The organism is Bowmanella pacifica (assembly GCF_014645355.1).
Lineage (GTDB): Bacteria > Pseudomonadota > Gammaproteobacteria > Enterobacterales > Alteromonadaceae > Bowmanella > Bowmanella pacifica.
Genome location: NZ_BMLS01000001.1, coordinates 1,243,178 through 1,269,763, shown reverse-complemented (window position 1 = coordinate 1,269,763; position 26,586 = coordinate 1,243,178). Strand labels below are relative to the sequence as shown.

General features: G+C 52.0%; 21 protein-coding genes and 1 tRNA gene. 13 read left to right on the top strand and 9 right to left on the bottom strand.

All coding sequences use genetic code 11. The annotated features are described in order from the left end of the window. Window position 1: 1 nt before the first annotated feature. Both xerC and IEX02_RS05260 read left to right on the top strand, forming a co-directional pair. Entirely contained in the window at window positions 2-895 is an 894-nt protein-coding gene (xerC, locus tag IEX02_RS05265) for a tyrosine recombinase XerC (protein WP_188691213.1), read from the top strand. Beyond that, window positions 892-1,608, top strand: coding sequence for an HAD-IA family hydrolase (locus tag IEX02_RS05260; RefSeq protein ID WP_188691211.1), 717 nt, complete (start codon window positions 892-894; stop codon window positions 1,606-1,608). The genes xerC and IEX02_RS05260 overlap by 4 nt, the downstream gene beginning before the upstream one ends. Here the strand turns inward: IEX02_RS05260 and IEX02_RS05255 are convergent. Continuing rightward, a complete protein-coding gene (locus tag IEX02_RS05255) occupies window positions 1,605-2,207 on the bottom strand; it encodes a YkgJ family cysteine cluster protein (RefSeq protein ID WP_188691209.1) in 603 nt (200 codons plus the stop codon). The genes IEX02_RS05260 and IEX02_RS05255 overlap by 4 nt on opposite strands. 297 nt (window positions 2,208-2,504) lie before the next feature. Between IEX02_RS05255 and uvrD the strand changes: the two genes are divergently transcribed. Further along, window positions 2,505-4,676: a DNA helicase II gene (gene uvrD, locus IEX02_RS05250; RefSeq protein ID WP_188691208.1), complete on the top strand. Its 2,172-nt coding sequence runs from the start codon at window positions 2,505-2,507 to the stop codon at window positions 4,674-4,676. 61 nt (window positions 4,677-4,737) lie between these two features. On the opposite strand, the gene rarD is transcribed toward uvrD, so the two are convergent. Further along, window positions 4,738-5,655, bottom strand: a complete 918-nt coding sequence (rarD, locus tag IEX02_RS05245) for an EamA family transporter RarD (protein ID WP_188691206.1) — start codon at window positions 5,653-5,655, stop codon at window positions 4,738-4,740. A gap of 226 nt (window positions 5,656-5,881) precedes the next feature. On the opposite strand from rarD, the gene IEX02_RS05240 reads away from it, so the two are divergent. The 5 genes from IEX02_RS05240 to IEX02_RS05220 all read left to right on the top strand — a co-directional run bounded on the left by IEX02_RS05240 (window position 5,882) and on the right by IEX02_RS05220 (window position 16,456). Continuing rightward, on the top strand, window positions 5,882-7,840 hold the full coding sequence (locus IEX02_RS05240) for a marine proteobacterial sortase target protein (RefSeq protein ID WP_188691203.1): 1,959 nt from the start codon (window positions 5,882-5,884) through the stop codon (window positions 7,838-7,840). Further along, the gene (locus IEX02_RS05235) at window positions 7,828-8,448 is read left to right on the top strand and encodes a class GN sortase (RefSeq protein WP_188691201.1); all 621 of its coding nucleotides are present in this window, start codon (window positions 7,828-7,830) and stop codon (window positions 8,446-8,448) included. The genes IEX02_RS05240 and IEX02_RS05235 overlap by 13 nt, the downstream gene beginning before the upstream one ends. Before the next feature lie 154 nt (window positions 8,449-8,602). Continuing rightward, on the top strand, window positions 8,603-9,574 hold the full coding sequence (locus IEX02_RS05230) for a helix-turn-helix transcriptional regulator (protein WP_188691199.1): 972 nt from the start codon (window positions 8,603-8,605) through the stop codon (window positions 9,572-9,574). Window positions 9,575-9,691: 117 nt separating this feature from the next. After that, complete coding sequence (locus tag IEX02_RS05225) at window positions 9,692-11,365, top strand: ShlB/FhaC/HecB family hemolysin secretion/activation protein (RefSeq protein WP_188691198.1); 1,674 nt, start codon at window positions 9,692-9,694, stop codon at window positions 11,363-11,365. A 45-nt stretch (window positions 11,366-11,410) separates the two neighbouring features. Then, the gene (locus IEX02_RS05220) at window positions 11,411-16,456 is read left to right on the top strand and encodes a two-partner secretion domain-containing protein (protein WP_188691196.1); all 5,046 of its coding nucleotides are present in this window, start codon (window positions 11,411-11,413) and stop codon (window positions 16,454-16,456) included. Between the two features lie 95 nt (window positions 16,457-16,551). Here IEX02_RS05220 and IEX02_RS05215 read toward each other — a convergent pair whose 3' ends face one another. The 3 genes from IEX02_RS05215 to IEX02_RS05205 form a co-directional block, all read right to left on the bottom strand. Then, on the bottom strand, window positions 16,552-16,746 hold the full coding sequence (locus tag IEX02_RS05215) for a hypothetical protein (RefSeq protein ID WP_188691194.1): 195 nt from the start codon (window positions 16,744-16,746) through the stop codon (window positions 16,552-16,554). Window positions 16,747-16,771: 25 nt separating this feature from the next. After that, on the bottom strand, window positions 16,772-16,948 hold the full coding sequence (locus IEX02_RS05210) for a DUF1328 domain-containing protein (protein WP_188691192.1): 177 nt from the start codon (window positions 16,946-16,948) through the stop codon (window positions 16,772-16,774). Window positions 16,949-17,304: 356 nt separating this feature from the next. Beyond that, window positions 17,305-17,379: transfer RNA gene (locus tag IEX02_RS05205), tRNA-Arg, on the bottom strand. A 242-nt stretch (window positions 17,380-17,621) separates the two neighbouring features. Here IEX02_RS05205 and IEX02_RS05200 point away from each other — a divergent pair. Both IEX02_RS05200 and IEX02_RS05195 read left to right on the top strand, forming a co-directional pair. Then, window positions 17,622-18,020 carry a c-type cytochrome gene (locus IEX02_RS05200; RefSeq protein ID WP_229702061.1) on the top strand — a complete coding sequence of 133 codons (399 nt, stop codon included), beginning with the start codon at window positions 17,622-17,624 and terminating at the stop codon, window positions 18,018-18,020. Window positions 18,021-18,157: 137 nt separating this feature from the next. Continuing rightward, complete coding sequence (locus tag IEX02_RS05195; protein ID WP_188691188.1) at window positions 18,158-20,776, top strand: bifunctional diguanylate cyclase/phosphodiesterase; 2,619 nt, start codon at window positions 18,158-18,160, stop codon at window positions 20,774-20,776. Here the strand turns inward: IEX02_RS05195 and rep are convergent. From rep to efp, 3 genes are all read right to left on the bottom strand, one after another. Continuing rightward, on the bottom strand, window positions 20,766-22,778 hold the full coding sequence (gene rep / locus IEX02_RS05190) for a DNA helicase Rep (protein WP_188691185.1): 2,013 nt from the start codon (window positions 22,776-22,778) through the stop codon (window positions 20,766-20,768). The two genes, IEX02_RS05195 and rep, sit on opposite strands and share 11 nt — an antisense overlap. Window positions 22,779-22,780: 2 nt before the next feature. Further along, window positions 22,781-23,761 carry an elongation factor P--(R)-beta-lysine ligase gene (epmA, locus tag IEX02_RS05185; RefSeq protein WP_188691182.1) on the bottom strand — a complete coding sequence of 327 codons (981 nt, stop codon included), beginning with the start codon at window positions 23,759-23,761 and terminating at the stop codon, window positions 22,781-22,783. 65 nt (window positions 23,762-23,826) lie between these two features. Next, complete coding sequence (efp, locus tag IEX02_RS05180; protein WP_188691179.1) at window positions 23,827-24,396, bottom strand: elongation factor P; 570 nt, start codon at window positions 24,394-24,396, stop codon at window positions 23,827-23,829. Between the two features lie 30 nt (window positions 24,397-24,426). On the opposite strand from efp, the gene epmB reads away from it, so the two are divergent. Continuing rightward, the gene (epmB, locus tag IEX02_RS05175) at window positions 24,427-25,452 is read left to right on the top strand and encodes an EF-P beta-lysylation protein EpmB (RefSeq protein WP_188691176.1); all 1,026 of its coding nucleotides are present in this window, start codon (window positions 24,427-24,429) and stop codon (window positions 25,450-25,452) included. Window positions 25,453-25,485: 33 nt separating this feature from the next. Here the strand turns inward: epmB and IEX02_RS05170 are convergent, their stop codons facing one another. After that, window positions 25,486-25,677: a hypothetical protein gene (locus IEX02_RS05170; protein ID WP_188691174.1), complete on the bottom strand. Its 192-nt coding sequence runs from the start codon at window positions 25,675-25,677 to the stop codon at window positions 25,486-25,488. A gap of 112 nt (window positions 25,678-25,789) precedes the next feature. Here IEX02_RS05170 and IEX02_RS05165 point away from each other — a divergent pair, with 112 nt between their 5' ends. After that, complete coding sequence (locus IEX02_RS05165; protein ID WP_188691172.1) at window positions 25,790-26,104, top strand: hypothetical protein; 315 nt, start codon at window positions 25,790-25,792, stop codon at window positions 26,102-26,104. A 111-nt stretch (window positions 26,105-26,215) separates the two neighbouring features. Then, the gene (locus IEX02_RS05160) at window positions 26,216-26,551 is read left to right on the top strand and encodes a hypothetical protein (RefSeq protein ID WP_188691168.1); all 336 of its coding nucleotides are present in this window, start codon (window positions 26,216-26,218) and stop codon (window positions 26,549-26,551) included. Window positions 26,552-26,586 lie beyond the last annotated feature (35 nt).

Genomic DNA, 26,586 nt, shown 5'->3' with positions numbered 1-26,586 from the left:
AATGCTTGAGCCAGCCCTGGAACAGCGGCTGGAGGCATTTCTGGCCCATCTTCGTTACGAACGAAACTTGTCCCCTAAAACCCTGGACAATTACCAGCGTCAGTTGCGTCAGGTAGCGCAATTATTACCTATTCAAGACTGGTCACAGCTACAAACCGAGCATGTGCGCAGTGTTTTAAACAAGGCGCGTTTAGCGCGCTTAAGTGCCAGCTCCATTGCTTTACGTTTATCTGCCTTGCGTACTTTTTGTCAGTATTTAGTGCAGATGCGGGTGTTGCCACTTAATCCCGCAACCGGTGTGCAAGCGCCGAAGCGCGGCCGTCCCTTGCCAAAGCAATTGCATGTGGATGAAATGGCGGGGTTATTGGAATTTGAGCCTGGTGATGACATTCTTGCCATTCGCGATAAAGCCATGCTGGAACTGACGTATGGATGCGGTTTGCGCTTGGCTGAACTAACCGGCTTGAACCTGCTGGATGTCAGAGAGCGAGAGCTGCGAGTGTTAGGTAAGGGCAGCAAGCAACGTCAATTACCTATAGGCAAGCAAGCCAGACAAAGCCTGGATGCCTGGCTTAATGTCCGTGGTCAGTTGGCACCACCCGACGAAACCGCGTTGTTTGTCAGTATGCAGCGCCAACGTATTACCTCCCGGCAAATCGCTAAGCGCATGGGCCTGTGGGCGCAACGTCAGGGAATGGTACAGCCAGTACACCCACATAAACTGCGCCATTCCTTTGCTACCCACCTGCTGGAGTCAAGTGGTGATCTGCGTGGCGTACAGGAACTGCTGGGTCATGCCAATTTGTCTACTACTCAGGTTTATACCCATTTAGACTTTCAGCATCTTGCCCAGGTATATGATGGTGCTCATCCAAGAGCAAAGAAGAATAAATGATCTTTTACCGCGCTTATCATCGTCCGCTCGCCCTCACCTTTGACCTGGACGACACCCTCTACAACAACAAACCGGTTTTACAAAAAGCCGAGCAAGCCATGTTGGATTTTTTGCACCTGCACTATGCTGCCACCCAGTCTACAGATCTTGCCTTCTGGCACGAAATTAAAAGGCTGGCGTTGTTTGAACGGCCTGCGCTGCACAACGATATGGGCGAGTTGCGACGCGTCGTTTTACGTCGCGGGTTGCTGCACTGTGGCTATCAGGGTGTGGCTCTGGAGCACGCCATTGATAGCACCTTTGAGTATTTTTATGACAGCCGTAGTCAGTTTAAAGTGGATAAGAACATATGTTCTTTACTTGCCAGGCTGGCTGAAAAACTGCCTTTGGTGGCGATTACAAACGGCAATGTGGACTTGCAGAAGATTGGCATTGCTGAGTATTTCCGCTTTAGCTTGCATGCCAGCCTGAGCCAGCCCATGAAACCCCACGCTGCTATGTTTAACCTGGCGGCCAGGCAATTGGACTTGGCACCACAGGATATCCTGCATATAGGTGATAACCTCTACAATGATGTGCTTGGTGCGTTGCAAGCGGGTTATCAGGCTGCCTGGTATGCTGCCAATCGCAACATGCAACTTACGCAAGAGCCAGGCCTGTTGTTGCCCCATGTGCAGTTGCATGAGTTGAGCGAGTTACTGCAACTGGTTTAAGCCACGTCTTCGCTTTGTTCAAAGTCGCTGTAATAGGCCATAAATAACACTCTCTCCAGTGCCATTTTCAAGGCCTGATTTATCGGCAGATCCTGTTTGCCCAGTTCATAGTCCAAACTTCTTACCCTGTCTTTGCCGGCCGCTATACCGGGGGCTGGGGCGGATAGCATGGTGATGAGGGTTTGCTGATATTCTGCTGTTCTATCTGCTTTGATGGTGCGGCATACGGATAGCCGCATGCCTGCCTGTTTGTCTTTAACACCGGCAGCACCGAACATCCGACAAATCGCTGGGCGCTGTTGGTATACGCCGCATTGGCCTTGCACGCCATCCAGTGAGTGACGCACATAATGAAAACAAGCAAAGCCAGAATAGGCCTCGAGTTCCTGCAGAACTTGCTCGGCTCTGCCTTGATCGTATATTTCCAGTGCCAGCGGCAACATTTCCAGGGCCGTGGCGTCAATCTCCGGATTATTGCAGCACGCGCCGCAGCCTGGCCGACAGGTCAGCCCGGAGTTTTGTTGATAAGTGCCAAAGGTATGATCGAGTTCGCCATACACAGCCTCAACAAGACGCGATAAATCCCGCAGTCTTTGCATATAGACTCCGCAAAAAAATGACAGTAACAATCAAAAAAGGTGGGCAGCTTTACTACAGCAAGGGCGCTGCAGTATTACCCTTTAAGGGTATTAAGGGCCAACGGCGGATTCTAATCCGGAGTCGGATATTTCCACAATGGGGGAGCAAAAATATTCCTACTCAAGGGCTGGGCTCAAATCAGCATCAACAGCTGCCAAAGCAAGTGACTTGCGGTCCGCCAATTAGGGCAAATGAATGTATAAAAATACAGTGCAACTGATATACTGCCTTCATTACTCAACTGCCAGCTAAACCCGATGGATGTATCAGCCCTACTCGACTCCCTGAATGATAAACAACGCCAGGCGGTGGCCGCGCCACCTAGTGATATGCTGGTGCTCGCTGGGGCCGGCAGTGGTAAAACCCGGGTGCTGGTGCATCGTATGGCCTGGCTGATGGATGTAGAAGGGATTTCGCCCTTTGGCATTCTGGCGGTGACCTTTACCAATAAAGCCGCCAGAGAGATGCGTTCGCGGGTAGAGAGCCTGATGCGTTCCTCTTTACAGGGCATGTGGATTGGTACCTTCCATGGCTTGGCGCACAGGTTATTGCGCACGCATTATCAGGAAGCCGCTTTACCGGAAAACTTTCAGATCCTGGACTCAGACGATCAACATCGTTTGATCCGCCGGGTATTGAAAAGCATGAATCTGGACGAGAAGCATTGGTCGCCTAAATCTATTCAGTGGTATATCAACGGCAATAAAGACGAAGGTTTGCGTCCTCAGCATATTGAAACTCATGGTGACCCGTCGCAAACCCAAATGCGCGAGATTTATCAGGTTTATCAGGATACCTGTGACCGGGCTGGTTTAATTGATTTCGCCGAACTGCTGCTGCGCGCGCATGAGCTGTGGGTGAACCATCCGCGTATTCTGCAACATTACCAGCAGCGTTTTCGCGCCATTCTGGTGGACGAGTTTCAGGATACTAACAACATCCAATACGCCTGGTTGCGCCTGCTGGCCTGCCCTACCAACAACATGATGATTGTGGGTGATGATGACCAGTCTATCTACGGCTGGCGCGGCGCCAACGTGGATAATATTCAGCATTTTCTGCGCGACTTTGACGGTGCCACCACCATTCGACTTGAGCAGAACTACCGCTCTACCGGCAAGATCCTCAAAGCCGCCAACACTGTGATCGAAAATAACAGCGGCCGTCTGGGGAAAGAACTCTGGACCGAAGGCAGCGAAGGGGAACCCATTTCCCTGTATGCCGGTTTTAATGAGCTGGATGAAGCCCGTTTTATTGTGTCGCAAATTCGCAGTTGGCAGGAGAAAGGCGGCGCCTTAAGTGACTGCGCGGTACTTTACCGTAATAACGCCCAGTCGCGGGTGCTGGAAGAAGGCATGCTGCACGAAGGTCTGGCGTATCGTATTTATGGCGGCTTGCGATTCTTCGAGCGTCAGGAAATCAAAGATGCCCTGGGCTATTTGCGTATGGCCAATCAGCCACTGGATGATGCGGCGTTTGAGCGGGTGGTAAATACCCCAGCCCGTGGCATAGGTGAGCGAACTTTGGAGCAGGTACGAGAAGTGGCAAAGGCCACCGAGCAGTCCATGTGGCTGGCGGCCTTACTGATGCTGCGGGAAAAGCGTTTATCCGGCCGCGCAGCTAATGCCTTGCAGGGCTTTGTGGATTTGGTGCTTAAGCTACAGGAAGATCTGCCCGGTCTGGCACTGGAGCAGCAGGCCGACTTAGCTATTAAAGCCTCGGGTTTGTACGCTATGTATCAGGCCGAAAAAGGCGAAAAGGCCCAGGCCCGCATAGAGAACCTGGAAGAACTGGTAACGGCCTGTAAACAATTTGTCGCTCCGGATGAAGCCGAAGGTATGACGCCGCTATCGGCCTTTTTGGCTCATGCCTCGTTGGAAGCGGGGGAAACCCAGGCTGACAGCCATCAGGATGCGGTGCAGATGATGACCATGCATAGTGCCAAGGGCCTGGAATTTCCACTGGTGGTGATTGCCGGGGTGGAAGAAGGCATGTTCCCCAGTCAGATGAGCAATGAAGAGCCAGGGCGTTTGGAAGAAGAGCGTCGGCTTTGCTACGTGGGTATGACCCGCGCCATGCAGAAGCTGTATATCACCTATGCGGAAAGCCGCCGCTTGTACGGTCAGGACAAGTACCATACACCGTCGCGCTTTATACGTGAGATCCCATCCGATTGTATTGAGGAAATCCGCCTGCGTGCCACTCAGGTATCCCGGCCGGTACAAAACCGTTTTACCCCGGCCACCTCACATATGGCCTTTGAAAGCACTGGCTTTCAATTGGGGCAGCGGGTGCTGCATCCTAAATTTGGCGAAGGCACGGTGCTGAATTACGAAGGCTCGGGCGAACACGCCAGGGTGCAGGTGAATTTCAGCGATGTAGGCAGCAAATGGTTGGTATTGGCCTACGCCAGACTCACGCCGGCTTAACACCGGCGTATTGCCAAATTGGCTTATTCCTGGCTTAACACCGGCGTATTGCCAAATTGGCTTATTCCTGGCTTACCAGCTTTTGCTTCATGGCTTTACGGTTATTGCGAAAGTGCCGGTAAGAATCAAAGCTGAATAATGCCAGGCCGGCCCAGACCAGGGCAAAGGTGATCAGCCTTTCCTGGTGCAAGGGTTCGTTATACAAAAACACCGCCAGCACAAACATAATGCTTGGCCCAATGTACTGAAAAAAGCCCAAGGTGGAGTACATAATACGTCTGGCTGCGGCGGTAAAACACAGCAGCGGCGCGGTGGTGACGATACCGGCACAGATCAGTATGCTGTTCAGATCCCAGCTGTTGGCGAACATATTACTGGCCGGGCTGGCTAACCAAATCCAATAAGCGATAGCAAAGGGCATCATCAGCAGGGTTTCCAGCATCAGGCCGGGCAGCGAGTCTACCGCCACCTGTTTGCGTAGCAGTCCATAAATACCAAAGCTGCCCGCCAGTGCCAGGGCTATCCAGGGTACCTGACCAAAAGACACCACCAGAATCACCACGCCGGATAATGCCAGCGCCACCGCGTACTTTTGCAATTTACGTAGCCGTTCACCGAGAAAAATTCGCCCCAGTGCCACATTTAACAGCGGGTTAATGTAATACCCCAGGCTGGCATCCAGCAGATGGTCGTTATTAATCGCCCAGATAAACAGCAGCCAGTTACCACCCAGCAACAACCCCGATATCAGCAGAATTTTCATCACCTTGGGGTTGCCCATGGCCTGCCGTACTTTAGGTAATTGCCCTAATGCCAATACCAACACCAGCAGGATCAACATGGACCAAACAATACGGTGCAGCAATATATCGGTGGCCGGTACGTCAAGCAGCAGCTTGAAGTACATGGGGGCTATGCCCCACATGGTGTAAGCAGCAATAGCTAGCAGCACACCGGTTTGTGCGGAACGGTCAGTCATCGGGTATCTTGGCTGGGAGAATGGCAGGTTATTTTCCGCCATTCTGCAGCCCGAGGCAAACCTCACTGCGCTGGAATCGCTGTCATCCGATCCGTCTGGCCGCGGTTTACGTCCTTGCCACAATTTTGCCACTATTGTTCAGCGGATTGCCCCTATTGTCCGCCATTTTCGCCATAAGCCTTTGCTGAAATTTGAGTATTAATGGCAATCGAAATGGAGAAAGCAAATGGGGGTTTTACTACGCAGCATCTTAGTGCTGGCAAGTTGCTTTGGCGCAACGGCAACCTGGGCACAAACGGCCAAGCTGGAACTATACAATCAACAAGGGCTGGCGGTGGCGCCGGGTTTGATGCTGAATACGGAAGTGAAGATGCAGGCGGTTGGCTTGATAAATCAGGTCAAGGTGGTGCAGCACTTTCGTAACGACAACCCGTTTGCGGTCAATGGCCGTTATGTATTTCCGTTGCCGGATGAAAGCGCAGTGTATGCCATGACACTTAAGCTGGGAGAGCGGCGCATCCGCGGTGTTATCGACAAAAAAGCTGAGGCCGAGCGTACCTACCAGCAAGCCAAGGCCGAGGGGAAAAAAGCCGCCCTGGTGCGTCAGCAACGAGCCAATATGTTTGTGACCGATGTGGCCAATATTGAACCCGGTCAGATGGTCTCTGTTGAGCTCAGTTATCAGGAAACCCTGAACTACGCCGATGGGGTGTTTTCCATTCGTTTTCCTACCACTATCACGCCCCGTTATCACCCTATGGTGATGCAATTAGCGCAGGAACAAAGCCACACTTCAGAGCAGCAACAGCCAAGTGGCTGGCTGGCGCCCTTATTCAGCCCTGTGGTTGCCAGGCAAGCGGTAGACGACGCCAAGCTGAATCTGACTCTGGATATGCAACTGGGCATGGAGCTGGCCGAGGTCAGTGCCGGTGAGTATGAGTTCAGCCTGGATAATCCCGCTTTGGGCCATTATCAGTTGGCGCTTAACGATAGGATGCTTAATAAGGACATCGTGCTGAGCTTTCGCCCCAGACTAAGCAGTGAAGCGCAGGCGGCACTGATAACACAGCAAACCAGTCAGGGTGAGAACTATGGCCTGGTGATGCTGGTACCGCCGGCCGACAGTTTTACCGCCACGGCCAGTTTGCCGCGCGAGACGGTGTTTGTGATTGATACCTCCGGCTCTATGCATGGCAAGTCGATGGATCAGGCAAAGCGGGCGCTCTTGCATGGCCTGACGCTGCTGGCTAAGCAGGACAGCTTTAACATTATCGGTTTTGACAACCGACTTAATTTTCTGAGTTTACAAAGCCTGGCGGTGAATCCTGCCAATCTGGCCTTGGCTCGCGGTTTTGTACACAGCCTGGAGGCCGATGGTGGCACAGAAATAGCTCAGGCGCTGGATGCCGTGCTGGACGGTCAGCAGCATTCGGACAGAGTGCGCCAAGTGGTGTTCTTAACCGATGGTAGTGTCAGCAATGAAGCGGCCCTGTTTGCCCAGATTAAGGCACAGTTGGGTGACAGCCGCTTATTTACTGTCGGCATTGGTAGCGCGCCCAACAGCCTGTTCATGACTCGTGCCGCCGATACCGGGCGCGGCGCCTACACTTTTATTGGCAACAACCATGAAGTGCAAGACAAGATGCAACACTTGTTTGACGCATTGCAGCATCCGGCGATTGCCGACCTGTCACTCAGTAGTGCCGGCCAGGCACTGGCATTTTGGCCCAACCCCTTGCCGGATTTGTATTTTGGTCAGCCCCTAATGGTGGCTGTAAAACTGCCTTCGACCGATGCCCCTGTCAGCGTACAAGGCCAAACCTCACTCGGGCCACTGCAGGTTAATCTGACGTCCACCGAGCATAATCAGGGCGACAGTATTGCCAGGTTGTGGGCGCGTCAGCAAATCAAGTCCCTGCTGCTGTACCATCCACAGGAACAGGTTAAACAACAAGTGCAGGAACTGGCCTTGGCCTTTCAACTGCTCAGCCCCTTTACGGCCTTTGTGGCGGTGGATGACACCCCTGGGGTCACGCCTGCCGCCCGTGATGCACAAGTAGCCAATGCCTTGCCAGACAGCGGCCCGTTAAGCCTGCCGCAAACCGGCGGTGCCAGCCATTTGGATCTGCTGTTTGGACTGATATTGCTGGTATGTGGGGTTGGAGGTTTGCGATGGATCCGCTAAGCAGTGGCCGTGCGCTGTTTTGCTATGCCTTGTTGGCGTTGGGCCTGGCACTGATGGCCTCAGGTGGCTATGTGCAGGCCAAGGCAAGGCTGGCCAATCATTTAATCGAAGACGCTTGGCAACAGGCTCTGGCTGAACCGCAGAGGCAGGTGCGCCCCTGGTTCTATGCTGATACCCATGTGGTGGCACAACTAAAATTTCCCGCGCACCAGCAAAAGCTTACCGTGCTGTCTGGGGCCTCGGGGCGCAATCTGGCCTTTGGTCCTGGTCACTTACTGGCGTCTGGTGCGCTGAATAACAGTCGGGAGCAAAGTGTGCTGATTGCCGGACATAACGACACCCATTTTGCCTTTTTACAGCATGTACAGGTGGGTGAGCGCTTTGCCATGCAAACCCAGGATGGCCTCTGGCGGCACTTCCAGGTTTCGGATATCCAAGTGGTTGATCAGGACGATAGCGGCTTTATGACGCGCCCGGGTTTATATCTATCAACCTGCTATCCCTTTAACGCCCTGGCTACCGATACCAGATGGCGCTGGCTGGTGGCGGCAAAGCCGGTGTCGGAGTATAACCTCGCACTGTTGACTGGCCTTTCTCTGAGTTTTTAGCAGGGCTTGCTAAGCTGTTATTTTATCAGAACTTTATGTCAAAGTTTGCTTGAATCTGGATGGGGGTTAGGTGATCATAGTGGTGTTTCAAAATTGTTAAATCTGCGAAAGGTGCCAAACAGAGCTTGGTGTTACCCGGCTGTGGGAGTAAGCGATGGCCTTTATCAAGTTTTCAACCCAAGATTATCCGCTGGCTGAGAGGCTTGAGGTCTCGCAGGATATCTATGCCGCCATCGCCAATATTGATGCCACCATTCCCCGTGGCCAAGTGCCACATATTGAGACCCGAATTCGTTTGTTGCCTGGCATATCAATTGCCCTAGTTGAATGTTCGCCGCTGGTGGTGCGCAGGCAATCCAGACAGTTGCAGGATGGTAACGATGACTTTTCGCTGTTGCTTAATCCAGCTGGCAAGCACAACTGGAGCACCACCATGGAAGGGCTGGGTGAAGTTGAATGTGCCCCAGGCTCTGGCTGCTTTGGTTTTAATGACAGGCCAGGTGAAATCAGATTTAACGGAACCAGAACCCATATTCTGAATATCAGCTTTTCACGCGCTCTGTTAGGGCCGCTGGTGGCTGAAATTGAACGCACCAGTCGATCACCGCTGCTGTCGCAGGAACCTTTTAACCACCTGGTGCAATGCGCTGTGGCACTCACCCAAGGCGATGAACATTCCGATAACAGCATAATGGAAGACGCCAACCGCCTGCTGGATTTGGCGACCCTGGCGGTGGGCACTAACAGAGACAGGGAAATGTTGGCCCGTCAGCGCGGTTTGCGCGAAGCGCGTATGAAGGCTGTGAAAGCAGATTTGATGGCCCATGCCTGGCGAGGTGATCTGTCGCTAAGTTGGGTGGCCAAACGGCATGGTATTTCTCCGGGTTATGTACGCGCTATGTTTGAACGGGAAGGCGGTAGCTTTACCGACTACCTGCTGGGGCTGAGACTACAGCGGGTGTTTGACCGGCTACGTAACCCTGTTCACCTGAACCGCTCGGTGGCGGATATTGCCTACGATGCCGGCTTTAACAATTTATCCTGGTTTTACCGCGCCTTTAAACGGCATTTTGCGCTTACGCCAACCCAAGTGCGTGAGCTGGCGGTAGTGGAATGCACTTCTTGAAGACCCAGTTGCTGCTGATTTTGTGTTTGTGGTGTGGCGCTCAGTGGAGGCCGTCAATCATCTAGCCTGATAACGTTCCGCCCGAGAAAAGGTGTATAGCACAATCGGGTGAGAAATATGTCCAAGCGGCTTGTAGTTTTAAATCGTCGGGCAATGCTGTTGTTAGCTTGTATGGCAGTACAAGGTCAGGCTGTTGCCGACCAGGCCAATAGCGCTGGCAGTGCCCTGCGAGATCTGCAACCTCTGCGGGTGCAAGCGCCACCCGAACCGCCTCAGGCTTTGTCGAGTATTACACTGGCCAATACACCAGTGCAGGACGATGGCCAGCTGAGCGTGACCCTCAAGGCCTTTAAATTTACCGGCAACTCGGCATTCAGCCAGGAACAGCTATCTGCACAGTTGCAGGATTTGCTCGGCCAGCCTCTTACCCTGACGCAGCTATATGCGGCGGCTGAACGCATCAGTTTGTTTTACCGCGAACAAGGCTGGCTGTTGGCCAGGGCCTTGTTGCCAGCGCAGGAGATCAGCGACGAAACCCTGCTGATCCAGGTATTGGAAGGGCGTTTTGACAAAGTGCGCTTACATAATGACAGCAGCGCGGATGAGCAGGTTATCCGCCGTGCCATGCGCGGCCTGGAAGAGGGGGACGGCATCCGCGTTGGGCCGTTAGAGAACGCGCTAATGAATATCGATGCCCTGCCCGGTACCCAGGTGGGTTCAAGGTTGTCGGCCGGTGATGAGCTGGGTACCAGCTATCTGGATTTGTTTGTGCAAGAAGCCCCCTGGCTGCAAGGCACTATGTCCCTGGACAACTATGGCAATACCTACAACGGCGCACACCGACTAAATCTCGGCCTGTTGATGGCTAACCCGTTCGGCGGTGCCGATGCCATACAATTTCAGGCGCTGGTCAGCGATGAAGGTCAGTTGTTTGTTAGCAGTGGCTATGAGCTGCCGGTAGGGCCCTGGAATACCCGTGTCGGCGCCCAGTTTTCCTGGTTGCAGTACCGTCTGGGCAAAGCCTTCAAAGCCTTGGACAGCCAAGGCCGGGCCACCAGTGCCAGCGCCTTTGTCAGCCACAGTTGGTGGCAGCAACGCAGTTGGGGTCTGAGCAGCTGGTTGGAATGGCGCTACCGCGAGCTGACCGATGAGCAGATGGGTCTGGTTAGCGAAAAGCGTCTGAACAGCCTGGTTTTCGACATACTCAGTGGCTATTGGCGCGACAGCTGGTGGGGTGACAGTGCCAACAGTTACCGGTTGAGTCTCAGCCATGGTCAACTGACGCTATTAAGCCCCTATGCCCAGGCCGCCGATCTGCTAAACACCGCCGGTAGCTACAACAAAGTTGCGTTGGTGCTGCTGCGCCAACAAGCCCTTAGCCGACGTTTAAGTCTGCAACTGAATCTACGCGGCCAACTTGCCGACAAGAATCTCGATGCCAGTGAAAAGCTTAGTCTGGGCGGTGCTTACGGCGTGCGTGCCTTTCCCCAAGGCGAGGCTGCCGGTGATGAGGGCTGGTTGGCCAGCGCAGAGCTGCGTTACCGCCTTAATCCTGACTGGCAACTGGCGGCCTTTGTGGATGCCGGTGGCATCCGCTACAACAAAGACCCTGTTCCTGGGCTGGGTAATCAGCGCAGCCTCAAAGCCGCGGGTGTGGGGGCTTATTGGCAACCCAGCGCAGACTGGCAGGTATCCATAAACCTGGCCCGGGCGCTGGGTGATGAAATGCCGGTTAGTGATGATGATCCCCAGGATATGTATGTCTGGGGCTTAGTTCAGCGGCGTTTTTAATTGCCTGGCCGTGTGTTTAGGTTGCATAGATAACAGAGGTACCTGATGAACAACCATCCCAGATTCTTGCTTTCCCGTTCGGCGATGGCAGTGGCCGCCGCGCTAACGGTAACCTGCGTGCAGGCCTCTGACTTACCCAGCGGCGGGCAAGTGGTGGCCGGTGATGGCGCCCTGCACTACCAGGGCAATACCCTGACCATACATCAGCAAAGCGACAAGTTGATTACCCACTGGCAGCAGTTTTCCATTGGCCAGGACCACAGCGTGAACTTTATTCAGCCGGGAAGCCAGGCGGTGGCCTTAAATCGGGTGATTGGCCACGACCCATCGCATATTTACGGCCAGCTCACGGCCAACGGCCAGGTCTTTTTGGTTAACCCCAACGGCATACTGTTTGGCGAGGGCGCGTCGGTTAATGTGGGCGCTTTGGTAGCCTCCACCTTAAGCCTTAGCGATGCTGATTTTCTTGGCGGCCAATATCGCTTTGGGGCTGAGGGAGAGCGCCCGGCGGCGCTAATCAATCGCGGCAGTCTTCAGGCCGATAACGGCACGGTAGCGCTATTGGGCGGCTATGTCAGCAATGAAGGGCTGATTCAGGCCAATCAGGGCAATGTGGCATTGGCGGCCGGTGAGCAGATTACCCTGGACTTTGCTGGTGATGGCTTGCTGAGCGTCAGTGTCGATGAAAGCACAGTGGATGCCCTGGTTGAAAACCACCAGTTAATCCGTGCCCACGGCGGGCAGGTACTGATGACCGCCCATGCCAGCCAGGCGCTGCTGCAAACCGTGGTGAATAACACCGGCGTGATAGAAGCCCACAGCCTGGAAAACCACAGTGGCAAGATAGTGCTGAAAGGCGGGTTTAACGGTGGAACGGTCAAAGTGGCCGGTACCCTTGATGCCTCCGCACCGGCGCAAGGAGATGGTGGCTTTATTGATACCTCCGGTGCCTATGTACAAATTGCCGAGGGCACACAGGTGAAGACCCTGGCGCCTAATGGCAGCGCAGGTGAATGGCTGATTGACCCCACTGATTTTTACATTACCCCGGGCGGCGCCACCCAGACCGCCAGCGGCATCGGTGCCGATACCCTGATGAGCAACCTGGGCAGCACCAATGTAACGCTGCAAACCGTCGCGACGGGTGGTGAGGCCGGGGATATTTATGTCAATGCGGCGCTCAATTGGACGGCAGCGACGGACCTGGAGCTGCGGGCGCATAACAATATTCATATTAATCAGGCCATCAGTGCCAGCAATGGCGGGCTGCGCCTGGATGCGCAGAATCAAATCAGCGCCGCAGGTGCCATTAATGTGGGCAACTTCGCCTTGTTAAACGGTGCCTTTAGCCAAGTGGCGGCCAGTTTGCCGGGCTTTGAAGCGGATGTTTTTTACCTGAATACCAGTAGTGCCAGCTTTTTACGTGCCTTAGGTGGTGACGGTAGTCAGGCAACGCCGTATTTACTGACGGATATTTTTGGTGTGCAGGGGATGGCCTCTCAATCACTGCTTGGTCAGCACTTTGCCCTGGCTAACGCTATTGATGCCAGCAGTACGGTGAACTGGGCTGGCGGCGCGGGTTTTATGCCCATTGGTAGTTGGACGACCAAGTTTACCGGTAGCCTGGATGGCATGGGTTATGCGATTGATGGCCTGACCATCAACCGTGGCAGCACTAACTACGTTGGCTTATTTGGGGCGATATCTGGTAGTGCAATCAGCAATCTGCATATGACCAATAGCTTTGTTAAAGGGAGGGTGAATGTTGGCTCTTTGGTCGGGCAAGCTGTCAATAATGCCAGGATTACCAATAGCTCAGTGCAGGGGGATGTGGTTGTTACCAGTGGTTATGGTGGCGGGCTGGCAGGCATCTTTGCCGGCCAGATTAGCCATAGTTCGATGGCCGGTACCCTGGACTCATATAATGTGACCGGTGGTCTGGTTGGCACGATGACGGGCCAGATTAACCACAGCTTCTCCACTGCTAGCGTTAGTGGCGACTATTCTGATGTAGGCGGGCTGGTAGGCAGTATAACCGGAAATATTGTCAGCAGTTATGCCACAGGTGATGTTATGACTAGCGGAGCGAACAACGTGGGGGGACTGGCAGGTAGCATAACGGGAGATATCAGCAGTAGCCACGCCTCTGGCAATGTCAGAGGTGAGAGCAAGACTGGCGGCCTGGTGGGGGAAAGTCGCGGCGCCATTACCTTAAGCTATGCCACGGGACATGTTGAGGGGCGTTCATATACAGGTGGCTTGGTGGGAGCGGCGCATAGTGGGTTGATTAGCCAAAGCTACGCGACCGGTAACGTGAATAATCCAGGGTTGGATGATGGCGGCGGTTTGGTTGGTTATAGTAATGTCAATATCAGCCAGAGTTTTGCTTCGGGTAATGTGAGCGGTGGTAACCGCGCCGGGGGGCTGGCTGGCAGCAGCGCAGGCAACATTTCACAAAGCTATGCCACGGGCAACGTGCATGGCGGCAATGATGTCGGGGGGTTAGTGGGATCCAGTTTGGCCAGTATCACGCAAAGCTATGCCAGTGGACAGGTTAGTAGTTTTGGCACAGATTTAGGTGGTTTGGTTGGGCAGCATGCTTCTGTTATTACCGACAGCTACTGGAATAGCGAAACCAGCGGTCAGTCTGTTGGTGTGGGGAATGGCAGCACTGCGGGCGCCGCAGCGCTGACCACCGAACAGATGTTTAATGCCAGTAACCTCGCGGGTTTTGATTTTAGCGGTATCTGGGGTAACGCCGATAATCAGAGCACCCCCTACCTGCTTGGCCTGGCTGATAACCAGGTATTTAATAAAAATGACCTGCCAAGTGGCACGATCAGCGCTACTAACCGCCCGGTGCTGTATCAGGTGATTCAAGATGTTAACCAGTTGCAGGCCATACAGCAAAACCTGTCAGGCTATTACCTGTTGGGTAATGCCATAGATGCCAGTGCCACCGCCGGCTGGCATAGCGGGGCGGGTTTTATCCCTATTGGTAGCTCTGCCAACCGCTTTACCGGTAGCCTGGATGGCATGGGTTATGCGATTGATGGCCTGACCATCAACCGTGGCAGCACTAATAACGTTGGCCTGTTCAGCTATAACAGCAATGGCAGCACCATCCGTAATATTGGCCTGACTAATGTGGATATTGCGGGAGCCTCACTTGTTGGCGGGATTGCGGGGCGGACCTATGGAAATATCAGTACTGTCTATGTAACGGGCAAAGTTACGGCCGGTAACATGGGCGGTGGCATTGTCGGCTTGCTTGGTGGCGAGTTGGTGCAAAGCTATGCCAATATTGATGTCACCTCTTCTATAGGTGGAGGGCTGGTTGGGATAATTGAAGGGGATATTCACCATAGCTATGCATCGGGCACTGTCTCGGGGGGGATGTCCGGAGGGCTTGTAGGCCAATTAAATGGTGGAAGTATCAGCCATAGCTATACAACGGTCATTGTAAATGGCAATCAGACTAATCTGATAGGGTTCTATGACTTTGGCTTCGTATCTAATAGCTTCTATGCATCTACAGATAGCGCCGGTAACCCGCTTACGTCGACAGGAATTGATGGTACGCCTAAAACCTGGGCAGAACTTACCCAGCTCAGCACCTTTGCTGATTGGGGTGCCAATATCGATGCTGAGGGCGGCAGCGGCAGTATCTGGCGTATTTATGCAGGGCATAGCACGCCGCTATTACGTAATTTTCTAACCCCGCTAACCCTGACGGCGGGCAATACCACAGTGACTTATAACGGCCAGTATCAGACCGGCGCTGGGGGCTGGACTGCCAGCGGCCCCTACGATGCCAACCTGGTGTTGGGTGAAGTGGCTGGTGGTGGTACTAATGCAGGCACCTATCAATTGGGCTTGCAGGGTATGTACTCCACTCAGCAAGGTTATGATCTGATGACTCATAACGGTACACTGACCATCAATAAAGCTCTGGCCACGGTGACCGCTAATAGCGGCAGTGTTACCTATAACGGTCAGATGCAAAGTATTGATGGCTTTAGCGTGAGCGGCCTGGTGGGCGGTGAGGATGCCTCGGTGCTCGGCACTATCAGCAGCAGCGGCGGCAGCGGGCTGAATGCCGGCACTTATACTCATAGCCTAAGTGGCGGCAGCAGTGCCAACTACGACCTGACCTTTATTGACGGCAGCTTAACCATCAATAAAGCCCAGGCTACGGTGACTGCCAATAGCGGCAGCGTTACCTATAACGGTCAGCTGCAAAGTATTGATGGTTTTAGCGTGAGCGGCCTGGTGGCCGGTGAGGATGCCTCGGTGCTGGATATCGGCAGCAGCGGCGGCAGTGGTCGCAATGCTGGAACCTATACCCATAGTTTAAGCGGCAGTGCGGATAACTATGACCTGACCTTTATTGACGGTCTGCTAACCATAGAGCAGGCCAGTCTGCTCCTGTCCGCGACGTCGGATACCAAAATCTACGACGGCAACACCGACTCACAAGGCGTGGTGGAGGTTTCCGGCTTAATGCAAGGAGACAGCATTAGCGGGTTGTCGCAGTTATTTGCCGGTGATTCGGCGGGTGAACAAAGGCTGGCGGTACAGGATGGCTATCACATTGAGGATGGCAACGGCGGCGCCAACTATCGACTCACTCTGGCCGATGCCGCGGGGACTATTGAGCAGCGGGAGATTCAGGGCTGGGTGACCGCCGATGACAAGCTGTATGACGGCACGGTATTGGCTACGACTTATGGTGGGCTGGACGGCGTGCTGGCGGGTGATGATGTGACACTTAGGGTGAGCGGTAATTTCACAGATGCCGTGGTAGGCAAGGATAAAGTGGTGTTGGTGAATGGCCAACTGGTAGGGGCGGACGCGGCCAATTACAGGTTGGTGTTGCCAGGCCAGGTAACGGCCAATATTGATGGCATTGCTATCACCGCTGACTATCTGGGCGCGCTGGTTAGTCAGCCACCTAAGCCCAGGCAACTTATGTTGCCTCCGTCTGAGGAGTTGGCCTTGCATGTGACAGAGCAGCCACTGCGTATGGTTGCTAAAATGGCGCAGGGAAATAAACAAAGTCTGGCAACTGAAACGGCGTCGCCAAAATAATGCTGAAGCGACTAAGTTGTGTGGTTTTCCTGCGTAGTTAGCAGGGAAAAATAACGGCGGCCGGAGCCAAGCTCCGGCCGGATAACCCCTGACTGCTAACAGTCATCGTCTTTCATACCCGCTTTTTCTTTGGCTTCTTCACAAGTGTCTTCTAACTTGTTGCCAACATCTTCAATAGTCTCATCGATTTTTTCACCAGTACGTTCGGCTGGGCCTGGCTCACAGGCCGCCAGCGTGAAAACACCCATCAGCAAAAACAAGCTGGTAAATACAGATTTTATATATTTCATTTTCGTCTCCTTGCGAATCTTGATATTAAATGCGTGGCGCTCTGCCTCTTAGTGCGCCTGCTATCAGTGAAATCACCAGCAGTACGACAAAGGCAAAGAAAATAATTTTTGCGATACCGGTAGCGGCACCAGCGATCCCGGTAAACCCCAACAACGCGGCCACTAAAGCAATAACAAAAAATGTAAAGGCCCAACCCAACATATTTCCTCCTTTATGAAATGGTGACCCGGTTTGCAATTTGGCCGGGGCAAGTGGCTTGGTAAGTTATCTGATGCGACATCTATGCCGCTTTTGGTTGTTGCATAACCATTTGTTTATTAATGAGATTTTCTTGAGTGGCGGTACTGTGTTTGGAATGAATAGAGAGCGGGTGGGTAATTATTACAAGTTGTTCTGTAAGGTTTGCACTGCATAAGATAAAAGCCATGCATACCGGCTTTGGGCATCCCGAGACTGGCACTTGGGTTATTCATTATCCTATGCCTTTTGGCGCGTTCGCTGCGCTATGGCATCCACATGTTTAATGTGGCATGTAATACGAAAGTTTGCAGAGAATATGGCGCTCTCGATAGGGATCGAACCTATAACTTGGCCTCCGGAGGGCCACGTGATATCCATTTCACCACGAGAGCAAGACGGGATGTCTGGAGGCCGCGTACTATGCCTTAATAGTGGTGTGAAATCAATCCTGCCGGTACGGTTGGTATGTGCTCTCTGTGATCCGGGGGGTTGTCCGCCTGGCTGCCAAATAAATGACCACAAAGACCCCACTAATAGTGGATAAATGGTTGTCGGGCACTGATTAACCGTTATAATCTGTGCCCAAAGTCGTGACAAACGAATTCTAAAGATCAGATTGGTGCGGGAGTAGGTTGTGAAATATAAAGCTTTGCTGGTATTGAGTGTGGGTCTGCTGGGCGTGTTTGCCGGCCAGGCTGATGACATGTCTCGTGATGCTATCAAGGATCGCATCAAACCTGTTGGACAAATTCATGTAGCAGGCGCTCAAGCGCAAACTGCCGGCGCTTCTGGCCCTCGTTCTGGCGCTGATGTATTCAAAGCTTCCTGCTTTGCTTGCCACGGTACGGGCGTAATGGGTGCTCCTAAGACTGGTGATGCCGCTGCTTGGGGTGACCGAATTGCTCAGGGTATGGACACCATGTTAAAGCATGCTATCGAAGGCTTTAACGCTATGCCTCCCCGTGGTACCTGTGGAAATTGTTCCGACGACGAGATCAAGGCAGCTATTGAACATATGATCGAAGGCCTGTAAAAGCCCTATCGACGGCCTCGTTGCCAAATACTAAGACCACCATTTTGGTGGTCTTTTTGTTTGAATTGCGTTATTTTTGCTCGGTTAGCGACCGATTAACTATAAAACTTACAAGCAATTCGCATAACAAAGGCAACATGGCACCTGAAAAACTCGCTGAATTAATGAGCATTGAAGAGCTACGCGCTCTGGTGCCTGAACTTCAGCAATTAACTGAAAAATATAAACAGGCAGAAGCTTTGCAAAAGGCCCTGTTTGATATTTCTGAGCTTGCCAATTCAGTTAGCGAACTATCCCGTCTTTATCCTGCCATCCATAACATTATCAGCGGCATGATGGATGCGGCGAATTTCTTTGTTGCTTTGCATCATTCTTCATCAGATATGGTTGAGTTTGTCTATGTGGTGGATGAGTTTGATGAATCTCTTGAACGGGAAGTGCCTTTTTCAGAGATAAAACATGGCTTTACCGGCTACATACTGACAACCGGCAATCCTCTGTACCTCACCAAAGAAAACCTGCAGGAACAGATGCAAGCGACCGGGATTCAGGGCATTGGTACTATGCCGGTGGATTGGGTTGGTGTACCGCTGCGTCGTGGCTCACAGACCATAGGGGCCATGGTGGTACAAAGTTATGATGACTCAATTCGTTATCAAGAGCGTGATAAAGAATTACTGGCCTTCGTTTCTCAGCATATTGTTAATGCCCTGGACAGGGTGAAGAACCGCGAACTAACCGAAAAAACTATTCGTGAGCGCACTCGCCAGTTGCGGCATATGAACGAAGAGTTGCAGGATGAAATTCAGGAACGACAAAAGATTGAGTCTCTGCAACAGGCCTTGTTTGAAATTTCAGAACTGTCCGCCAATGTTGAAGGCGATATGCAGGATTTTTATTCCAATTTGCATGACATTCTGGCCAGACTGCTGAGTGCGCCAAACTGTTACATTGCTATTTTGGATCGCGCCAAAAGTACGCTGAGTTTTCCGTATTTTAGTGATGAATTGGATCAGGGGGTTGCCCCCCGCCCTTTGGGTAAAGGCTTGACGGAGTTTGTGCTGACCACCGGCCAAGCGGAGCTGATTAATGCTGAGCGTTCTATCCTGTTGTCTGAACAAGGACAACTGGATAAAGATATTAGCGAGCGGATGTTGGACAGAGAAACCAGCTGGCTTGGCTCTCCGCTGGTGGTAGACGGTGAAATCTCTGGCGTCATCGCCGTACAAACCTACGAAAAAAGTAAAGGCTACACCTTTAAAGATCTGGAATTGCTGAGATTTGTTTCCCACCATATTGCGGTGGCCATGGAGCGCAAGCGAGTGGCAGATGCGATGCAGGCCATCAATCAGCAACTGGCAGAAAAGGTAAGAGAGCGTACCGATGAGCTGTATAAAACCAATCAGCATTTAAAGAAGCAGATCGAAGAACGTAAAGAAATTGAGCTTAGGCTGATTCATGACGCTCACCACGATGCTTTAACCGACTTACCCAACCGCGTGATGTTTACCAACAGGTTGGAATTGGCTGTGGCCAATAAAAAGCGCCATCCGGAACACAATTTTGCCGTGCTGTTTATTGATTTGGACAGGTTTAAGCTGATAAACGACACCATTGGCCACCATGCCGGCGATATGTTCTTAATCGAGGTATCCAAGCGCCTGGCACAATGCATCCGTGGTCATGATTTGCTGGCGCGATTGGGCGGCGACGAGTTTGTGATCCTGCTGGATAGCCTGGAGCAGGAAGAGGATGCCGAAGAGGTTGCTGCCCGCATTATTGAACTGCTGGCCAAGCCGTTTGTTTTGGATGACAAGGAAATGTATTCCGGCGCCAGTATCGGCATTGCTTTTATTCAGAAGTGGTACAAGAAAGCCGAGGAAGTCATTCGGGACGCCGATGCGGCAATGTATCAGGCCAAGGCATTGGGACGTGGTCGATTTATGAGTTTTGACAGCAGCATGCGCGAACGCCTGCTGGAAGAGCTGGAGCTGGAAAGTGAGTTCCGCCATATGCTCAAAGAAGGTTTGTTTGAGTGTTATTGTCAGCCTGCCGTGAATCTGGATAACCAGGAATGGGTGTATCTGGAATGCTATATTCGCTGGCAACACCCGACCCTTGGCAAAGTGAAGCGAGAGCAATTCTGGCAGGTGGCAGAACATAGCGGTCTGACCATTGAAATGGATAATTTCATGTTGGAACGGGCTTGCCGCTGTTTAAAGCAGATGCAAAACGGCGTGGGTCACACGGCCTATATTGCCTTGAATTTGAGCATTAACCACTTGTTGCAAACCAAGCTGGTTAATCAAATGCTGGAGCAAGTGGAAGCGGCGGGTATTTCGCCTTCTCAGTTGGTACTGGAATTTGACGAAAACGATTTGAATAAACGTTCCGCGCATATTTTGCCCGCATTGAAAAAGCTCAAGAAGGCCGGTGTCACTCTGGTATTAGATAACTTTGGCAGCGGGTTAGCATCGTTGGCCTACTTGTATTCTTATCCTTTTGATTACGTCAAAATTGATCACAGATTTGTTAAGTCACTACCCCGTTCGGATAAAAATCTGAAGATGATCCAGTCGGTGATTAGCATTGCCGAGCATCTTGGTTTTAAACTGATAGCCGAAGGCATTGAAAATCAGGCGCAGTACGATGCACTGCGCGAGATAGGCTGTCAGTATGGTCAGGGCAGCTTTGTGGTGGGCTCGCAGCGCATGGACCAATTGACCAGCTTACCATTTAAGGCCATCAACGCTTAAGTAAGTTGCGTAGATTGGCAATGCCAATTTCGCCCTTTTTCTGCCTCACATCGGCACTGTCTTTTTGCTTTTTGTGCTCCCAAATCAGATCATCCTGTGGCAACTCGTACAGAAAACGACTGGGTTCGGGGTTAATCACTTCACCATATTGACGGCGCTCTTTGGCCAGGGTGAAAAACAGCTCCCGTTGGGCGCGAGTAATACCCACATAAGCCAAGCGGCGCTCTTCCTCGATATTATCCTCATCGATGCTGCTTTGGTGAGGCAGCAGACCTTCCTCCATACCCACCATAAACACATAGGGAAATTCCAGCCCCTTGGAAGCATGTAGTGTCATCAGTTGTACCTGATCAGCGTCTTCGCTGTCTTCACCGCGCTCCATCATATCTCTGAGAATTAATCGGTTAACGACTTCCTGCAGCGTCATAGGTGGATCAAGGTCATTCCCTTCCAGCATATTAGTGACCCAACCAAACAACGTACTAATATTGCCCATGGCCCATTCCGCCGCTTTGGGGCTGGCACTGGACTCATACAGATATTCTTCATAGTGCATGCTTTTGATCATGTCACGAATAGCTTGACCTGCATCGCTTCGAGTCGCTTGATCCGATAGCTCTACCAACCAGCGGCTGAAGTTCTGCACGGCTATCAGTGCCTTACCCGGTAGCACGTTGTGCAGTTGGGCATGGCAAGCGGCACTGAACAGGGATTCGTGCAGCTCGTTGGCAAAGTTTCCCAGTTTTTCCAGGGTGGCGCGGCCAATCCCTCTGGGTGGTACGTTGATGACCCGTAGCAAGGCGTTATCGTCATCCTGATTCACCAATAGGCGTAAATACGCCATGATGTCTTTAATTTCGGCCTTGGCGAAGAAGGATGTGCCTCCACTGATTTTATAGGGGATACGGTTGGTGGTCAGGGTCTTTTCAAAGAGACGAGACTGGTGGTTACCACGATACAAGATTGCATAGTCTTTAAACTCTGTGCCGTTCATAAACTTATGCGCCATCAGTTCAGCCACGACCCGTTCGGCCTCGTGCTCTTCGTTCTTGGCTTGCAGTATTTTCAGCGGCTCGCCATAACCCAACTCGGAGAACAGCTTTTTCTCGAAAACGTGGGGATTGTTCTGGATAAGAATATTGGCGTTATGCAGGATGCGCCCGGATGAACGGTAGTTTTGCTCCAGCTTGATTACCCGCAGTCTGGGGAAATCGGTTTGCAGTAAGACCAGATTTTGCGGCTTGGCACCGCGCCAGGAATAGATGGACTGATCGTCGTCACCGACCACGGTAAAGCGGGCACGCTCGCCTACTAGCAGTTTCACCAGCTCATACTGGCTGGTGTTGGTGTCCTGGTATTCGTCCACTAACAGGTAGCGAATCTTGTTCTGCCACTTTTGTCGCACGTTTTCATTCTGTTTAAGTAACAGAGTCGGCATCAAAATAAGATCGTCAAAATCCAGCGCATTGTAGGCTTTAAGATGCTGTTGGTAGCGTAGATAATATTGGGCAAATTCTTTCTCGCCAGGTGAGGTGGCTGCGCGCTGCAACTGCTCAGGAAGCAGTAAGTCATTTTTCCAATTGGAAATACAGCTTTGTAATAAGACTAACTGTTCTTTATCTCCATCCCACTCATCCTGAGTCAGATCTTTAAGTAAGGCCAGACTGTCTTTGTCATCAAACAAGGAAAATCCAGCTTTTAGTCCCAGGGCTTTGACTTCGGACTTGATGATGTTCAGCCCCAGGGTGTGGAAGGTGGACACTTTCAAGCCCCTGGCTTCCTGCTTACCCAAAGTTTGCGCTACCCGCTCTTTCATTTCACGGGCTGCCTTGTTGGTAAAGGTTACTGCGGCGATCCCTCTGGCAGGCACATCACATTCTCGCACCAGGTAAGCGATTTTGTTGGTGATGACCCGGGTTTTACCACTTCCGGCCCCGGCTAATACCAGACAGGGGCCAGAGATAAATTTTACCGCTTGATCCTGGGCTTCATTCAGTTTCATGCTCAGGCGTTTCCTATATCAAAGCTGAGGACATCGCGAATTTTTGGTTTATCTAATGCCAGCATAAACAATCTGTCCAGTCCCACTGCCACTCCGGCGCAGGCCGGTAAACCGGCTTGCAGTGCACCCAGCAGGTAAGGGTCGATAGGCTTTTCGGCTTTGCCCTGCTGGCGGCGTTTTAGGTTATCGTGCTCAAACCTGGCTAACTGTTCATCCGCATCATCTAACTCGTGAAAACCGTTAGCTAACTCCAGTTGGCGAAAATACAGCTCGAAGCGTTGGGCAACCCTATTATCGTCGGGGTTCAGTTTTGCCAACGCCGCCTGGCTGGCGGGAAAATCAAAGATAAAACAGGGGCGAATTTGGCCTATATGAGGTTCCACGCCATCGCAAAACAACAGTTGCAATAAGGTGTCACGATCTTCTTCTTTTGCTGCAAGGTCCCCATGTCCAAGTTGAGTGGCGGCCTCCCGCAGGGTGTCCAGACTACAGGACAAAGGATCGAGCTGCAGGTGTTGTATGCACGCCTGCTGGTAACTCATACGCTGCGCTGGTTCTGTGCCACATATATATTGCACCAGCTCATCCAATTCTTGCATCAGCGCCACGTGATCAAAACCGGGTCTATACCACTCCAGCATTGTAAATTCGGGGTTATGCCAGCGCCCGGCTTCTTCATTGCGATAGGCTTTGCAGATTTGAAAGATGGCACCACTGCCTGCAGCGAGCAAACGCTTCATGGCATATTCCGGCGAGGTTTGCAGGTACATGGTCCTTCCCAGGGCTGCGCCTGGGCCAACAAACTCGGTACTGAAGCCCTGCAGATGTTCGTCTGTAACTGTGGCGCTGGATAGGTTAGGCGTCTCGACTTCCCATACCTGGCGCTTAGCGAAAAAGTCGCGGACTTTGCGCATCAATAATGCGCGCTTTTGCAGAACTTCAATGCTGGCGGTAGGTTGCCAGAAGGCGGAATGGGACGTCATGATGGACTTGCTCGTGATAAATAAAAAAGCCCACCAAATGTGGGCTTTCAGAGATAGTTTACAACTTACTTCTGAGCCCGGGAAACGTATTCGCCACTGCGGGTGTCTACTTTGATTACTTCGCCGGTTTGTACAAACAAAGGAACACGTATTACTGCGCCAGTGCTACAGGTGGCTGGCTTACCGCCTGTACCTGCGGTATCCCCTTTAAGACCTGGATCGGTTTCGGTGATCTCCAGCTCAACAAAGTTTGGTGGCGTCACTGTAATGGGGGAACCATTCCACAGCGTGATTGTACAAGGATCATTTTCCACCAACCACTTCACGTTATCGCCCACAGCGGCTTTGTCCGCAGCGATCTGTTCGAAAGTCTCGTTGTTCATGAAGTGCCAGAATTCACCGTCTGTGTACAGATAAGACAGGCTGATATCCAATACATCGGCACCTTCTACCGTGTCACCGGACTTGAAGGTCTTTTCCAGCACCTTGCCAGAAATCAGCTTACGGATTTTAACCCGGTTAAAGGCCTGCCCTTTACCTGGTTTGACATACTCGTTCTCGAGGACGTTACAAGGCTCACCGTCGAGCATGATTTTTAGTCCAGCTTTGAATTCGTTTGTGCTGTAAAATGCCATCTTTTCCTCGTTACTTTTGTGAGCACATTCTTGGCGCAGATGATACCTAAAATTCTCACCGCTGTAGAGACTTCCTGGCAAAAAGAATTGGCTCAAGCCTATCGTGATCCGGCCAAACTGCTCGAAGCATTAGATTTGCCCCTGGCGCCATTCATGGCGGGCTTTGCTGCCAGAAAACAGTTTCCGTTAATGGTCCCGCGGCCATTTGTGCGCCGGATGCGTAAAGGGGATGCCAATGACCCCTTGCTGCGCCAGGTTATGACCCTGGAACAGGAGCTAACGAGCGTTAAGGGATATAGTGAAGATCCCTTAGAGGAACAACAAAGCGCCGTGCCGGGCTTGTTACATAAATATCAAAGCCGGGTGCTGATGATTATTCGTGGCGGCTGTGCGGTTAATTGCCGTTATTGTTTCAGACGACACTTTCCTTATGCAGATAATTCGCCTTCCAAGGAGGGATGGGAGCAGGCTCTGGACTATATTCGCGCCGATCAGCAGATTGACGAAGTGATTTATTCCGGTGGTGACCCCTTGATGGCCAAAGATGATTTTCTGGCTTGGTTGAGTGCAGAAATTGCTGCGATTCCCCATGTGCGTAGATTACGTATTCATACCCGTTTGCCGGTGGTTATTCCGAGCAGGATTACCGACGAATTGCTGGATTGGTTTGCAGGCACCCGTTTACAGCCGGTAATGGTGCTGCATATCAACCATGCCAACGAAGTGGATGAAGAGTTAACGCAAGCGCTGCAACCATTGCGGGATGCCGGGGTTACCTTGTTAAATCAAGGGGTGCTGCTCAAAGGCGTGAATGACAGTGTGCAGGCGCAGGTGGCATTAAGTGAGGCCATTTTTGCCGCTGGTATTATGCCGTACTATTTGCATGTACTGGATAAAGTGCAAGGAGCGGCTCATTATGATTTGCACGAGCAAGAGGCGCGAGAACTGATGGCGGGTGTGATAAAGCGCCTGCCGGGGTATCTGGTGCCCAAACTCGTAAGAGAAATTGGTAACCAACCCGGCAAGACGCCCATTGACTTACATCTTCAACCCTAGCACAGGCAAGCCTGGCTTAAACCGGGCTGCTAATCAGGCGAAGGTATCGATTGTCGATCCCAACGACGGATTTGCCGAAGAAGCTTTGGGTACGTCAGATGCTGAGTCCAGCAACTGAAGTGCGGCCTTGCCCTCTTGTTCTTGCTGACTTTTAGCAAGTTTTGCAGAGCGAAGTGTTGCCGACACGTCGGACATTCCAGAGGTTGAAGCACCTTGTAGTTCCATACCTGTTCCTCTTACAGCTTGAGAGTGAATTTAAAAGTGGGCAGAATTGCCGACCTTCGACACCTTATCGGCCGGCTTTAGGGTATCTTTAATTAAAACGGCGAATTTTTTCATGCAATCTATCATCGACAAACTAAAAGACAATATGCAGCTCCTGTACAGAAGAGCCTTGGACGCAGATCAGACACTGGCGCGTCTGCAACAACAAGGACAAGGAAAGTTCCAGCAGATCTTCCCTGACGACGCTGGGTTTCAGGTGCAAAGCAAGAGATTTGGTCCTTATGTTGAAGAACTGGCCAAGGATATTGTGGCCCTTGAGGCTCAGTCCGACAGCCCATCATTTGAACAGCAGCTTGCCATGGTGGTAAAAAAAATGGAGCAGTTGTTCAGCACGCTCTCCGGTTTGAAGGACAGTGTGAAGAAGTAGCCTCTGCGCAGCTGCGACGGCATGTCTTGCCAGGTTGTTTTTTGACCTCCTTGGTGCATACTTAGCCTTGAGATGGTACTAAACCTTGAGGTCGAAAAAGGGGAGGTTGTGATGGACGTGGTGACAACCAACACATCATTGAATTCAACATTTCGTCAGCAACCCGTTAAAGCTGAGGTAAGTAATGCGCCTGTGGCATTTGGTGTGGGCTCTGAGCTTAAGGTAGAGTTGTCCCCGCAGGCGAAGATATTGCAACAGACGGAACAGAATCTGCAAAGCCAACAAGGCAGCCGTCAGTCACGCCAGTCCGAAAAACAGGAAGCTGAAGCGCAATTCAGCAACGAATATGTGCGGGTTTCCAGCAGTGTTGGCCCTTCTGCCCAAAGTAATAACCTAAGTGCGGACAAGGCGACAGAACTGTATCGCTCCATTGAAAAAATGTTGTAAGCGAGCCCATAAAAAAAGCCAGGGTGGCCCTGGCT